This window comes from Curtobacterium flaccumfaciens pv. betae (genome assembly GCF_026241855.1).
Lineage (GTDB): Bacteria > Actinomycetota > Actinomycetes > Actinomycetales > Microbacteriaceae > Curtobacterium > Curtobacterium flaccumfaciens.
Window position 1 is genome coordinate 2,931,349 of the sequence record NZ_JAPJDC010000001.1, and the last position, 12,758, is coordinate 2,944,106.

The following is a 12,758-nucleotide window of genomic DNA, read 5'->3' on the forward strand; positions in this document are numbered from 1 at the left end:
AGACGATCGTCTGCCGAATTGCAGGGCCGTCCCAAGTTGAGGGACGAAGTTGCTCGGACCATGCCGCGGCCATCAGCATCGCACAGTGCGATCAACGGCCAGCGGACGCTCGAGGCAACTGAAGGGGCACCCCCGTGCACATCTCGCGCCGAACTGCGCTCATCGGCATCACCGCCACCGTCCCGCTCGTCACGACCGCGCTCGCGGCCCCGGCAGACGCCGCCACCCCGTCCGGCGCGGCTGACTCAACCGGATCGACCGGCTCCTCCGGTACCTCCGACTCGGGCGTGCTCGCCGTGCAGCGCTGGCTCAACACGACCTTCGGGCACCTGCACGGGTGGGTGCACGTCGACGAGGACGGACTGACCGGCAGCGGCACCGTGCTCGGGATCGTGCAGGCCACCCAGTCGCTCCTCGGCATCTCCCCCGTCGTCGCGACGCTCGGGCCGACGACCCGTCGGAAGCTCGAGCAGCACGGCGACGTCGGGGCCGAGACGGGCTCCGACGCCGCGACCTGGTGCCGGCTCGTCCAGGCCGGACTCGTCTGCAAGGGTGCTGCGACCGTGACGCTCACCGGCGAGTACGACGCGGCCACCGTCGCGGCCGTGCAGGCGCTCCGGTCCGACCTGGGTGCCGAGCCCGGCGCACTCCCGCTGTCGGCCCACCTGTTCGGTGCCCTCCTGACCGTCGACCCGGTCCGGCTCGCCTCCGGCGGATCCCGAGCGGTGCGCGCGGTGCAGCAGTACCTCAACCGCACCTACGCCGAGGCGACCGGCGGCGCGTACGGCAGCACGAGCGGGCTCGTGGACACGAGCACGTACTCCGCGGCGATCCGCGCGGTGCAGGTCGCGGTCGGCGTCACGGTCGACGGCGCCTGGGGACCGGGGACGGCTGCCGCGCTCCGTGCCGCGGGACCGAGCGTCGTCGGGGTCGGGGCCACCGGCGCCTGGGTGCTGCTCGTCAAGGCGCTCCTGGTGCTGAACGGCGAGCGCGTCGTGTTCAGCAGTGCCTACTCGGCAGCGGACGCCGCGGTGGTCCGTGCGTTCCAGCAGTTCCAGGCGTTCCCGCCGGCCGAGCAGACCGGGACGTGCGACGCCGGCACGTGGGCGGCCCTGGCCGCGAGCACGGGCGACCCGGACCGTGCGACGACCGGTGCCGACACCGCGGTGCGCCTCGACGACGCCCGCGCGGCCGCCGTCCGTGCGTCCGGTGCCACCGGCGTCGGCCGCTACCTCACCAACCACCAGCAGTCCGGAGCGCTCGACAAGGCCCTGACCCCCGACGAACTCCGTGTGATGGCGAGCGCCGGGCTCGGGCTGTGGCCGATCTTCGAGGAAGGCGGGTTCACTGCCTCGTGGTTCACCGAGGAGCAGGGTGTCCGCGACGCCCACCGCGCCCACGACGCCGCCCGGCAGCTCGGGATCCCGAAGCAGACCACCGTCTACTTCGCCGCCGACTTTGACGCTTCGGCGGCGCAGGACGAGTCGCTCGTGGTGCCGTACTTCCGTGGCGTCGCCGCCGGCCTGCGGGACCGCGGGAACCTGTACAAGGCGGGCGTCTACGGCTCCCGCGCCACGTGCACCGCCGTGAGCAGCGCCGGACTCGCGCACTTCTCGTTCGTCGCCGGGATGTCGCCGGCCTGGGCGGGCAACCAGCTCGAGCCCCTGCCGGGCAACTGGTCGCTCAACCAGATCCAGAACCGCACGGTCGGGTCGGGCAACGGATCCACCGAGATCGACGCCGTGGTGGACTCCGGGCGCGACCCCGGCGTCCCCGCGGCTCGGCTGGTCGGCTGACCGGCTGCCGACCGGGATCGAGCACCGCCGTGACCACCACGACCCCGCGTGACGACGAGCCGCACGCCGCCTTCCCGCACCGTGCCACCTACGTCTTCTCGAACTTCGAGGAGGCGATCTCGATGGACTGCTACTGCGACGAGGGCGCCGACCACTTCGGCGTCTACCCGTTCTACGACGAGGTCATCAAACCGATCATCGACGATCTGAGCCGACGCGTCCGACGCCGGTTCGGGAAGGAAACCCCGTGAACACCGCACGCCCCACCACACCGACCACCGCCCGGCACCGCACCCGCCGGACCGCCGCGACGACCCTGGCCCTCGGACTGCTCGCGGCGGGCATCGCCCTGCCGACCACGGCGGCGAACGCCGACCCCCTGCCCACGTCCGCCGAACCGACGGGTTCCACGATGACCATCTCCCACGACGGTTCCCGTCCCGCGGCGACGACGGCAGAGCTCGACACCATCGGCGCGCTCATCCTCCGACGGCTGGAGCTCGCCGACCCGGTGGCGGAGTCGAAGTGGCTCAGCGGCAAGCCGATCGCCGACCCGGTGCGCGAACAGGCCGTCGTCGACGAAGCGGTGACCCTGGCGGAGCAGCAGGGCGTCGACCCCGTCCTGGTCACCCGGGTGATCCGCGCGCAGATCGCCGCGAGCAAGGTCGTCCAGCGTGGCCTCATCAACCACTGGACGCACAACCCGTGGACCGCACCCACCACGGCGCCGGACCTGACGACCATCCGGCCCCAGCTCGACGCCATCGACACCGACCTGGTCACCGCGCTCGGCCAGGCCCAGACCGTCGCCCAGGACCACCGGTGCGCACACCTGGTGGACGCCGAGCGGAAGCACCTCGACGTCGGACTCGACTCGCTGCACCGGAAGGGGATCGACGTGGCCTGGCACACGTTCTGCGCCGCCTGACGCGGGCAGGGGACGGGCCGTCATCATGAGCGGCCCTAGGATGTGGTGTTCACTGATCGCTCGACTCCGGGCGAGGAAGGACACCGCGCCAGATGAACCAGCGGCAGCTCGCCATGGAGGCGTCTCGACGAGCCATCATCGACGCCGCGGGGCAGCAGTTCGCGGCCTTCGGCTACGAGGCGACCACGTTCTCCCGCGTCGCCGAGGCGATGGGCAAGCCGAAGTCGGCGATCGGGTACCACCTGTTCCCGTCGAAGAAGGACCTGGCGACGGCCGTCATCGAACTGCAGCAGCAGCGCTGGCGTGAACTCTTCGACGCACTCCCCGCGCAGCCCGGCATCGAGCGGCTGACGGTGTTCCTCCTGACCACCGGGATGGACGTCCGCCGGGGCTCGGTGGCGGGCGGCGCGGTCCGGCTCCTGCACGAACTCGGCAAGGCCGGCGTGCCGGTGCCACGCGGCTTCGACTGGTTCGAGATGACGCGGGGCGAGCTCGTCAGCGCCGGGGTCGCGGCGGCGGACGTCGACGCGGCAGCGGTCCAGCCGTCCGTCCTGCTGCTCCTCAACACGACGCTGGGCATGGTGGACGGTTCGACGCAGCTGACCGACGACGAGCTCGTGGCGCAGCTCAAGGCCCTGTGGGCACCGCTCTTCACGTCGTTCGGCATCGCCGGTGCGTCGGAGGTCATCGCGGCGGCCCAGCCGTACTCCCCCGCCACATCGTGAGCAGGAACGGTCGAGTCCGGCTCCGGGACTCGACCGTTCCTGCTCACCGAGTCGCACGGACGTGACGCGCGACGGGTGGACCCGGGCGCGAACGCTGCTGATGAACGAAGAAGGGCCCCGGTGGAATCCACCGGGGCCCTTCTTCGTCCTGCTTGCTTGTGCGCTCGAAGGGACTCGAACCCCCAACCTTCTGATCCGTAGTCAGATGCTCTATCCATTGAGCTACGAGCGCGTGGCCTTGCGGCCGTGGAAGACTCTACAACAGGTGCGGCCCGGGCGCCAATCGAGGCGCTCCGGCCCCCGTGCTCGGCGTGTCGCGAGCGGTCTCCGACGGCCGCACCGTCACAGCGCCGCGGGCTCCTCGTCGAACACCTCGGCCAGGAACACCCGGAGCGCCTGCCACGATCGGCGATCGGCGCGCTCCTGGTACTGCGCGCCGTGGTCCGGGGCGTCGGTACCGGGCACCGCGAACGCGTGCATCGCGCCCGAGTACGTCACGACCTGCCAGTCGACGTCCGGCGCCGCCCGCATCTCGTCCTGCCACGCGTGCACGGCCTCGTCCGGCACGACGGGGTCGGCGCCCCCGGTGAGGACGAGCAGCTTCGCCCGGATGTCGGCGGCGTCCGAGGGGTCGTGCGCGATGAGGCCGCCGTGGAACGCCACGGCACCGACCAGGTCGGCCCCGGTCCGTGCGAGTTCGAGTGCGGTCGAGCCGCCGAAGCAGTACCCCATGACGACGACGCGGGCAGGGTCGACGTCGGGGTCGGCGAGCAGTCGCTCGAGTCCGGCGGTGGCGCGGGCGCGCAGCAGCGGCAGGTCCTGGTAGAAACCGCCGGCGACCTGGGCCGCGGTGTCGTCACCGGGGCGGACGCCCGCTCCGTAGATGTCCGCGCCGAAGGCGACGTAGCCCAGTCGGGCGAGCATCGTCACCCGTGCTTGGACGTGCTCGTTCACGCCGTGCCAGTCGTGCACGACGAGGACGGCCGGACGACGGCCCGCGATCGCGGCGTCCTTCGCGAGCACGCCGAGCAGTTCGGTGCCCTCGTGGTCGTAGGAGACGTCGTCGACACGGATGTCGGCGCCGGCGGGTTCGGGAACGGTCTGCAGGACGTCGTCGGTGGTGTTCACGTCGCCCGACGCTACGCCGCCGCCCGGGGTCAGGCCTCGATGTTGTCCCAGCCGTCGGGGCCGACGGACCCGGCGGCGTACTCGTCGAGGGGCGCCTTGCCGGCCTTCCACGCGTCGAGGAACGGGCCGACGACCTTCCAGCCCTGCACGGCGCTGTCACCGCGGACCGACAGCGTGGCGTCACCCTCGAGCACGCCGGCCAGCACCTCGCCGTAGGCGCTCAGACGCCCGGGGTTGAAGGTCACCTCGAGGCTCGTGTGGTCGATCGTGTACGGGTCACCGGCGCCGTTGACGTTGAGCTCGAGCTGCATCTCGTCCGGGGCGATCCAGATGCGCAGCCGGTCGGGCAGCTCGGTGCCGGTGAGCCCCTCGGGCACGTGCGGGGAGTCCTTGAACGTGATGACGATCTCGCGGCGCTGCGCGGCGAGCGCCTTGCCGGACCGCAGGGTGAACGGGACGCCGGCCCAGCGCCAGTTCGCGATCTCCAGGGTGAGCTGGGCGAGGGTCTCGGTGCCGAGCGACGGGTCCACGCCGTCCTCGTCGACGTACGACGGCAGCTGGCGGTCCCCGACGGTGCCGGCGGTGTACCGGGCGCGCTTGCCCGCGGTGACGACGTCGCCGCCCCACGGCCGGACGGCCCGCAGCACGAGCTCCTTCTGGGTGCGCAGGTCGTCGGCCTTGATCGAGGCGGGGGCCTCCATCGCGACGACGGCCATCACCTGCAGCAGGTGGCTCTGGATCATGTCGGTGAGCGCCCCGGCCTTGTCATAGTAGCGCGCCCGACCCTCGAGCCCGAGGGTCTCGTCGTAGACGATGTCGACGCGCTCGACGTGCTGCGACGACAGCAGCGGCTCGATGATGCGGTTGGCGAAGCGCAGCCCGAGCAGGTTGAGCACGGTGGAGCGGCCGAGGAAGTGGTCGACGCGGTGGATGCGCTCCTCGGGGATGAACGAGTGCAGGAGGTCGTTGAGGTGCGAGGCGCTGTCGGCGTCGGTGCCGAACGGCTTCTCGAGCGCCAGGCGGGTACCGGCGGGGAGGTCGAGGTGGGCGAGCTGCTCGCAGCTCTTCTCGGTGACCGCCGGCGGCAGTGCGAAGTAGATCGCGGGGTCGTGCTCGCACGCGGCGAGCAGCGCTCGCAGGTCGTTGGGGTCCGTGACGTCGGCCTTCCGGTAGGTCGAGGCGTCGACCACGGCCTGCAATCGGTCCTGCAGTGACGTCTCCCCCGAGGCGCCCTCGTCCTCCTCGTTCTTGGACGCCTGCGCGTTCTCGAAGGACTCGCGCACCTGCGCCTTCCAGTCGGCGTCGGACAGGTCCTCGACACCGGCCCCGACGAGCTGGACGTCCCAGTCGTCCTTCACCTGGAGCAGGGTGGCGAGGCCGGGCAGGAGCAGGCGCTTGGACAGGTCGCCGCTGGCTCCGAGGATGAGCAGGCTGGTCTGGAGGCTCGACATGCACCAGACCGTACTCACCGTCCCCCGGGGACGGCCGGGCCGCTACGGTGGTGTCAGTCCGGCGCGAGGGAGCACCATGAGCAGTGGGTACGAAGGGCGACGCCTCCGTGTCGCCGTGGTCGGGACGGGCATGATCGCCGGGGTCCACGCCCGGGCGGCCCGGGCCTCCGGTGCCGAGGTCCTCGGTGTGCTCGGCCGGAACGCCGCCCGGTCGGAGCAGGTGGCGGCGCAGCTCGACCTGCCCCGTGGCTACGCCTCCCTCGACGAGGTCATCGCCGACGCCCCCGACGTCGTGCACATCTGCACCCCGAACGACCAGCACCACCCGCAGGCGCTCGCGGTGATCGCGGCCGGCATCAACGTGGTGTGCGAGAAGCCCCTGGCGATCGACCCCGCGCAGGCCGCCGAACTCGTCGCCGCCGCTGCCGAGGCCGGTGTCGTGGCCACGGTGCCGTTCGTGTACCGGTACCACCCGATGGTCCGCGAGATCCGGGCGCGCATCGCCGACGGGGAGCTCGGCCGACTGCTCGCGGTGCACGGCCACTACCTGCAGGACTGGATGCTCGACGAGGACGCCTCGAGCTGGCGGGTCGACCCGAGCTCGAGCGGGCTGTCCCGCGCGTTCGCGGACATCGGCTCGCACTGGTGCGACCTGGTCGAGTTCGTGACGGGTGAGCGCTTCGCCTCGGTGTCCGCGGCGACCGACATCGTCTACCCGACCCGGCCGGCGGCGTCCGGTCCGTCGTTCTCCGGCTCCCCGGACCCGGACCCGGTGGCCGACGCGGCCGAACGCGCCGAGGTCACCACCGAGGACACCGCCGTCGCCACCTTCCGCACGGCCACGGGCCGCATCGGCAACGTCGTGATCTCGCAGGTCGCCTCCGGCCGCAAGAACCGCCTGTGGTTCGAGGTCGACGGCACCCGCGGCAGCGCGGCCTTCGACCAGGAGCAGCCCGAGTCGGCCTGGTTCGGCAACGAGCGCGGCGCGCAGATCGTGGTCCGCGACCCGTCGCAGGGGTACCCGGACCAGCGCCGGCTGGCGATCGTGCCGGCCGGGCACCCGCAGGGGTACCTCGACGCCTTCGCCGCCTTCGTCGCCGACACCTACACCGCGGTCCGCACCGGGGTGGCCCCCGACGGGTTGCCGACGTTCGCGGACGGCGCCCGCTCCGCGGACATCATCGAGGCCGTGATCGGCAGCGCGGCCGAGACGACCTGGCGGGAGATCCGGTGAAGCTCGGCATGCTGACCGCCTGCCTGCCCGGCTGGTCGCTCGACCGGATCGCCGGGTTCGCCCAGCAGCAGGGGTACGAGCGGCTCGAGGTCGCCGTCTGGCCGGGCACCGGCGGCCGTGACTTCGAGGCGGCGCACCTGCCGGTCGCCACGTTCACCGACGAGGACGCCCTGGCCACCCGCGACCTGCTCGACCGCACCGGGCTCGAGATCTCCGCGCTCGCCTACTACGAGAACAACCTGCACCGGGACCCGGAGCACCGTGCAGCGGTGCGGAACCACCTCGAGCACGCGATCGACACCGCGCAGACGCTCGGCATCCCGTACGTCGGCACCTTCATCGGCCGCGACACCACGAAGTCCGTCCGCGAGAACATGGCCGAGGGGAACCGGGTCCTGCCCGAGCTCGTCGACTACGCCGGCGAGCGCGGCGTGCGGCTGGTCATCGAGAACTGCGTGATGGAGGGCTGGCACCCGGACGGGTACCCCGGCAACCTCGCGTACTCCCCCGAGCTCTGGGGCTGGGTGACCGGTCTGGGCTTCGGGCTGAACTGGGACCCGTCGCACCTGACGTGGATCGGCATCGACCCGGTCGAGACGATCCTGCCGTTCGCCGAGCACATCGTGCACGCCCAGGCGAAGGACCTCGAGCTCTTCCCCGAGCGGCGCAACGAGTACGGGTTCTTCGGCAAGGTCGACAAGGGCGACGACCCGTGGGACATGGGCTGGTGGCGGTTCCGCGTGCCGGGCCGCGGTGTCGTGGACTGGCCGCGCGTCGTCGACCGCCTCTACGAGGCCGGCTTCGACGGCACGCTGAGCGTCGAGCACGAGGACCCGCTCTGGGGCGGCACCGACGACAGGGTGCTCGAGGGGCTGCGCATCGCGCACCGCACGCTGCGTCCGCTGATCGCGCAGGAGCCGTAGCCGGTACCGAGCAGGAGCCGACACCGAGCACCAGCCAGCACAGGCGCCCTGGTCTGGAGGCGCGGATCACGTGACCGACGTCGGTCACGTGATCCGCGCCTCCAGTCCGGTGCCTGTGAACGGACCCGTGCGCGCCCGCGCACGCTGGTGCCATGAGCACGACCGTGAGCGACTTCGTCATCGACCGCATCAAGGCGTGGGGGGTCTCCCGCGTGTTCGGGTACCCCGGCGACGGGATCGGCGCCTTCGACGGCGCGCTCGGCAAGGCGGCGTCGACGGGCGACGGCCTGGAGTACGTCCGCCCCACGCACGAGGAGATCGCGGCGCTGATGGCGACCGCGCACGCGAAGTTCACCGGCGAGGTCGGGGTCTGCGTCGCGACGTCGAGTCCCGGTGCCTTCCACCTGCTGAACGGGCTGTACGACGCGCAGATGGACAACCAGCCGGTGGTGGCGATCGTCGGCCAGCAGGGGCTCGCGGCGATGGGGTCGTTCACGCAGCAGGAGTCGAACCTGGAGCGCGTGTTCGCCGACGTCGCCTGCTACGTGCAGACGGTGGCCACTCCCGAGGCCGTCGGCGTGGTGCTCGACACCGCGTTCCGCACGGCGTCGCTCCGCAAGCAGCCGGCCGTCGTCGTGCTGCCCCACGACGTGCAGGCGATGCAGTACGACGCACCGCCGCTGGAGCACTGGGCCTCGCGGTCGAGCGACGTCCCCGCGTCCACCCGGATCACGCCGCCCGCCGACGAGGTCCGGAAGATGGCGGAGATCATCAACGCCGGGTCGAAGGTGACGTTCCTGGTCGGTGCGGGCGCGCGCGGTGCGACGGCCCAGGTGCTCGCCGCCGCCGAGAAGGCGGGCGTGGGGATCATCACGGCGCTCCGCGGCAAGGACGTGATCCCGTCCGACGTGCCGTACCACTCGCAGCAGCTCGGGCTGCTCGGGTCGCTGCCGTCGCTGCACCAGATCCGCGACTGCGACACCCTCGTGCTGCTCGGCACGAACTACCCGTACGGCGAGTACATGCCGAAGTCGGGGCAGGCCCGGGGCATCCAGGTCGACATCAAGCCGGAGCAGCTCGGCCTGCGGTACCCGACCGAGCTGAACCTGTGGGGCGACGTCGGCTCGACCCTCGACGCCGTGCTCCCGCTGCTCGAGCAGAAGACCGACAGGTCCTTCCAGCAGACCGTCGCCCACGAGATGCGCGAGTGGGAGTCGGAGATGCGTGCGCAGTCCGAGGTCGCCTACGACGACGGGGTGAACCCGCGCCGGGTGATCCAGGCCGTGAACGACCGGCTGCCCGACGGCGTCACGGTCACCGCGGACGCCGGCACGACCGCCGATTGGTACGGCCACCACATCCGGCTGCGCGAGGGCATGCGCGGCGACATGTCCGGCCGGCTCGCGACGATGCTCGCGGCCATGCCGTACGCGGTGACGGCGAAGTTCGCGTTCCCGGACCGTCCGGCGGTGTGCACGATCGGCGACGGTGCCTTCCAGATGCTCGGCATGAACGAGCTGATCACCGTGAAGAAGTACCTGGCGGCGTGGCCGAACCAGCAGCTCGTCATCGTGGTCATGCACAACGACGACCTCGGCCAGGTGTCGTGGGAGATGCGCACCGAGGACGGCAACCCGATGTGGCGCGGTTCGCAGGACGTCGAGTCGATCGACTACGCCGGGTACGCGACGCTGCTCGGGTTCCAGGGCATCGCCGTGCACGAGGACTCCGAGGTCGAGGCGGCGGTCGATCGGGCGTTCGCCCACCAGGGGGGTGACCCTCATCGACGCGTACGTCAGCCGGAGTGTCCCGCCGCTGCCCCCGCACATCACGAAGGAGTACGCGATCAACACGGCGAAGAGCCTGCTGAAGGGCGACCCGGTCGAGTTCGACGTGGTGAAGGACTCCGCCAAGGCGATGGCGACCGAGGTCACCGAGCGGGTGAAGGGCGCCCTCGGCCGCGACTGAACCGGGTCGGGCGAGCGCAGGGGACGGCCGTGTGAACGTCGTGTGACGACTTGCGACGGGGTCTGGCGAGTCGCCTGTGCGTCTTCGTAGGTTCGACGGCGATGAACACTTCCCACACCACCGGAACCGCCGGTGCGACGACCCGACGACGCCTCGGCGCCGGCGCGGCCCTCGCCACCGCCGGGGTCCTGGTCGCACTCTCCGTCCCGTCCGCAGCCGTCGCCGCCGAGGGCGACACGACGATCGACATCATCGACGTCAACGACTTCCACGGTCGCATCGAGTCCGAGGGCACCGCCGCCGACAAGGCCGCCGGCGCCGCGAAGCTCGCCGGCGTCGTGCAGTCGTACCGAGAGGCCAACCCGAACACGATCTTCGCCAGCGTCGGCGACAACGTGGGCGCCTCGACCTTCACCTCGCTCATCCAGCAGGACTCCCCCACGATCGACGCCCTGAACGCCATGGACCTCGACGTCAGCGCGATCGGCAACCACGAGCTCGACAAGGGCCAGGACGACCTGAAGAACCGCATCGACGACCGCGCCGAATGGCCGTACGTCTCGGCGAACATCGTCAAGGCCGGCACCACCGACCCCGCGTTCACGCCGTACTCCATCGTGGAGAAGGGCGGCGTCAAGGTGGGCTTCATCGGCACGACCACCGAGGACCTCATCCCCGGGCTCGTCAGCCCCGGCGGGGTCGAGGGCCTCGCGATGGCCCCGATCGTCAGCCAGGTCAACCGGTACGCCGTGCAGCTCACCGACGGCAGGGACGACAACGGCGAGGCCGACGTGCTCGTCCTGCTCGTGCACGAGGGCGCCACCACGAGCGCGCTCGCCGACGCCACCGGCACCGGTGCCTTCGGCAAGATCACCTCCGGCGTCTCGTCGAAGGTCTCGGCCATCGTCTCGGCGCACACCCACGCGACGTACAACCACTCCATCGCCGGCCCCGACGGCACGAAGCGTCCGGTGATCCAGGCCGGGTCCTACGGGGTGAACCTCGGACACCTGCGCCTCACCGTGGACGCGGACAAGCAGCTCACCGGGATCACGTCCTCGGTCACCTCCGTCAACGACGACAAGCGTGTCCCCGCCGACACCACCTCGGTCACCGAGGTGAGCGACATCGTGACCGCCGCGAAGGCCGTCGCCGACGTCAAGGGCGGCGAGAAGCTCGGCGAGATCACGGGCGACCTGCGTCGCGCCGTGCAGTCCGACCGCAAGGCCGAGAACCGCGGTGGCGAGTCCGTCCTGGGCAACTACATCGCCGAGGTCCAGCGCAGCGCCACCGAGCGGAACGGCTCGCAGGTCGCCTTCATGAACCCGGGCGGCCTCCGCACCGACATGGTCTACGCGTCCAGCGGCGCCGGCGACCCGGACGGCACCGTCACCTACAAGGAGGCCGCGCTCGTCCAGCCGTTCGCCAACACCCTGGTGACGAAGGACATGACCGGCCAGCAGATCAAGAACGCCCTCGAGCAGCAGTGGCAGCCGGACGGCCTCGAGCGTCCGTTCCTGAAGCTCGGCGTCTCGGACGGCTTCGCGTACACCTACGACCCGTCGAAGGGCCGCGGCGAGCGCATCACCGGCATGACCCTCGACGGCAAGCCGATCGCGCTGACCGACACCCTCAAGGTGACCGTCAACTCGTTCCTGTCGACCGGTGGCGACAACTTCGCCGCCTTCGCGACCGGCACGAACGTCGCCGACTCCGGCCAGGTCGACCTGCAGGCCCAGGTGGACTACTTCACCGACCACCCGAAGGTCGATCCCCTGAAGGACCAGCGCGCCGTCGGCGTCACGGTCACGCCGACCCCGGCCGGTGGGTTCCAGCCCGGTGACGAGATCGAACTCGACCTGTCGTCGCTCGTGTTCAGCAGCGAGGACCCCGCGAAGGCCGGCACCGTCTCGGTCAGCGCGGACGGCAAGGAGCTGGCATCGTCGGCGATCGACCCGACGATCACCGACAAGAACGACGAGCAGGGTCGCGCGACCCTGACCGTCACGGTCCCCGAGATCGAGGCCCCGGCAGCACGCGCCGCCGCCCGCACCGCCGGCTCCGTCTCGCTCGCCGCGGTGGCCGAGCCCGTCGCCACGACGGACGCACCGCTCGTGGTCACCCTGCCCGGCCAGACCATCACCCTCGCCGTGACGATCCCGGTCGCCGCAGCGGTCGACCCGACCGACCCGACCGACCCCACGGACCCGACGGACCCGACGGACCCGGTCGACCCGACCCCGGGCACGGGCGGCGGGGTCACCCCCGGCCCCGGCGCGGGTGGCGGTGACGACGCCGGCATCGGTGGCGTCGGCGGGACCGACGACGACCCGCGCGCCGGTGGCGACCTCGCCTACACGGGTGCGGACCTGACCGCTCCGGCGATCGCGGCGGGCCTGCTCCTGCTCGCCGGGATCACGGCGCTCGTGGTCCTCCGCCGCAACCGCGCACGACGTGCCGCGACGGTCCTGACGGACTGACCCCGAGCCTGCGGGCACACACGCGAACGGGCCGTCTCACCCTGGTGAGGCGGCCCGTTCGCGTCGGTCAGGAGGCCCGGCACAGCTCCGGCGCACGCGTCGCGCGACCCGGCGGTCACGGTTGC

At 71.6% G+C, this 12,758-nt stretch carries 10 protein-coding genes and 1 tRNA gene; 8 read left to right on the top strand and 3 right to left on the bottom strand.

Going from position 1 to position 12,758, the window contains the following annotated elements:
* The first annotated feature begins 134 nt into the window (after positions 1-134).
* The 4 genes from ORG17_RS18410 (at position 135) to ORG17_RS13770 (ending at position 3,449) form a co-directional block, all read left to right on the top strand.
* Complete coding sequence (locus ORG17_RS18410; RefSeq protein ID WP_214526784.1) at positions 135-1,796, top strand: glycoside hydrolase domain-containing protein; 1,662 nt, start codon at positions 135-137, stop codon at positions 1,794-1,796.
* A 29-nt stretch (positions 1,797-1,825) separates the two neighbouring features.
* A complete protein-coding gene (locus tag ORG17_RS13760; RefSeq protein WP_214526783.1) occupies positions 1,826-2,047 on the top strand; it encodes a hypothetical protein in 222 nt (73 codons plus the stop codon).
* Positions 2,044-2,724 carry a gamma subclass chorismate mutase AroQ gene (gene aroQ, locus ORG17_RS13765; RefSeq protein ID WP_301565315.1) on the top strand — a complete coding sequence of 227 codons (681 nt, stop codon included), beginning with the start codon at positions 2,044-2,046 and terminating at the stop codon, positions 2,722-2,724. The genes ORG17_RS13760 and aroQ overlap by 4 nt, the downstream gene beginning before the upstream one ends.
* 92 nt (positions 2,725-2,816) lie before the next feature.
* Positions 2,817-3,449, top strand: coding sequence for a TetR/AcrR family transcriptional regulator (locus ORG17_RS13770; RefSeq protein WP_051596854.1), 633 nt, complete (start codon positions 2,817-2,819; stop codon positions 3,447-3,449).
* A gap of 159 nt (positions 3,450-3,608) precedes the next feature.
* Here the strand turns inward: ORG17_RS13770 and ORG17_RS13775 are convergent.
* The 3 genes from ORG17_RS13775 to ORG17_RS13785 all read right to left on the bottom strand — a co-directional run bounded on the left by ORG17_RS13775 (position 3,609) and on the right by ORG17_RS13785 (position 6,028).
* Positions 3,609-3,681 (bottom strand) — tRNA-Arg (locus ORG17_RS13775).
* Positions 3,682-3,791: 110 nt separating this feature from the next.
* Complete coding sequence (locus tag ORG17_RS13780; protein WP_214526782.1) at positions 3,792-4,577, bottom strand: dienelactone hydrolase family protein; 786 nt, start codon at positions 4,575-4,577, stop codon at positions 3,792-3,794.
* 29 nt (positions 4,578-4,606) lie between these two features.
* A complete protein-coding gene (locus ORG17_RS13785; RefSeq protein ID WP_214526781.1) occupies positions 4,607-6,028 on the bottom strand; it encodes a glucose-6-phosphate dehydrogenase in 1,422 nt (473 codons plus the stop codon).
* Between the two features lie 76 nt (positions 6,029-6,104).
* On the opposite strand from ORG17_RS13785, the gene ORG17_RS13790 reads away from it, so the two are divergent.
* The 4 genes from ORG17_RS13790 to ORG17_RS13805 all read left to right on the top strand — a co-directional run bounded on the left by ORG17_RS13790 (position 6,105) and on the right by ORG17_RS13805 (position 12,633).
* Positions 6,105-7,262, top strand: coding sequence for a Gfo/Idh/MocA family protein (locus tag ORG17_RS13790; RefSeq protein WP_250892301.1), 1,158 nt, complete (start codon positions 6,105-6,107; stop codon positions 7,260-7,262).
* A complete protein-coding gene (locus ORG17_RS13795) occupies positions 7,259-8,185 on the top strand; it encodes a sugar phosphate isomerase/epimerase family protein (RefSeq protein ID WP_214526780.1) in 927 nt (308 codons plus the stop codon). Before ORG17_RS13790 ends, ORG17_RS13795 begins: the two co-directional genes overlap by 4 nt.
* 152 nt (positions 8,186-8,337) lie before the next feature.
* The gene (locus ORG17_RS13800) at positions 8,338-10,188 is read left to right on the top strand and encodes a thiamine pyrophosphate-binding protein (protein WP_250892300.1); all 1,851 of its coding nucleotides are present in this window, start codon (positions 8,338-8,340) and stop codon (positions 10,186-10,188) included.
* A gap of 66 nt (positions 10,189-10,254) precedes the next feature.
* Positions 10,255-12,633 (top strand): bifunctional metallophosphatase/5'-nucleotidase, encoded by a 2,379-nt coding sequence (locus tag ORG17_RS13805; RefSeq protein WP_214526779.1) that lies wholly within the window; start codon positions 10,255-10,257, stop codon positions 12,631-12,633.
* Positions 12,634-12,758 lie beyond the last annotated feature (125 nt).

Excerpts from the sequence above, each read along its gene's own strand:
- ORG17_RS13770 (WP_051596854.1), top strand. The coding sequence starts at position 2,817 with ATGAACCAGCGGCAGCTCGCCATGGAGGCGTCTCGACGAGCCATCATC.
- ORG17_RS13785 (WP_214526781.1), bottom strand. The coding sequence starts at position 6,028 with ATGTCGAGCCTCCAGACCAGCCTGCTCATCCTCGGAGCCAGCGGCGAC.
- ORG17_RS13790 (WP_250892301.1), top strand. The coding sequence starts at position 6,105 with ATGAGCAGTGGGTACGAAGGGCGACGCCTCCGTGTCGCCGTGGTCGGG.
- ORG17_RS13800 (WP_250892300.1), top strand. The coding sequence starts at position 8,338 with ATGAGCACGACCGTGAGCGACTTCGTCATCGACCGCATCAAGGCGTGG.
- ORG17_RS13805 (WP_214526779.1), top strand. The coding sequence starts at position 10,255 with ATGAACACTTCCCACACCACCGGAACCGCCGGTGCGACGACCCGACGA.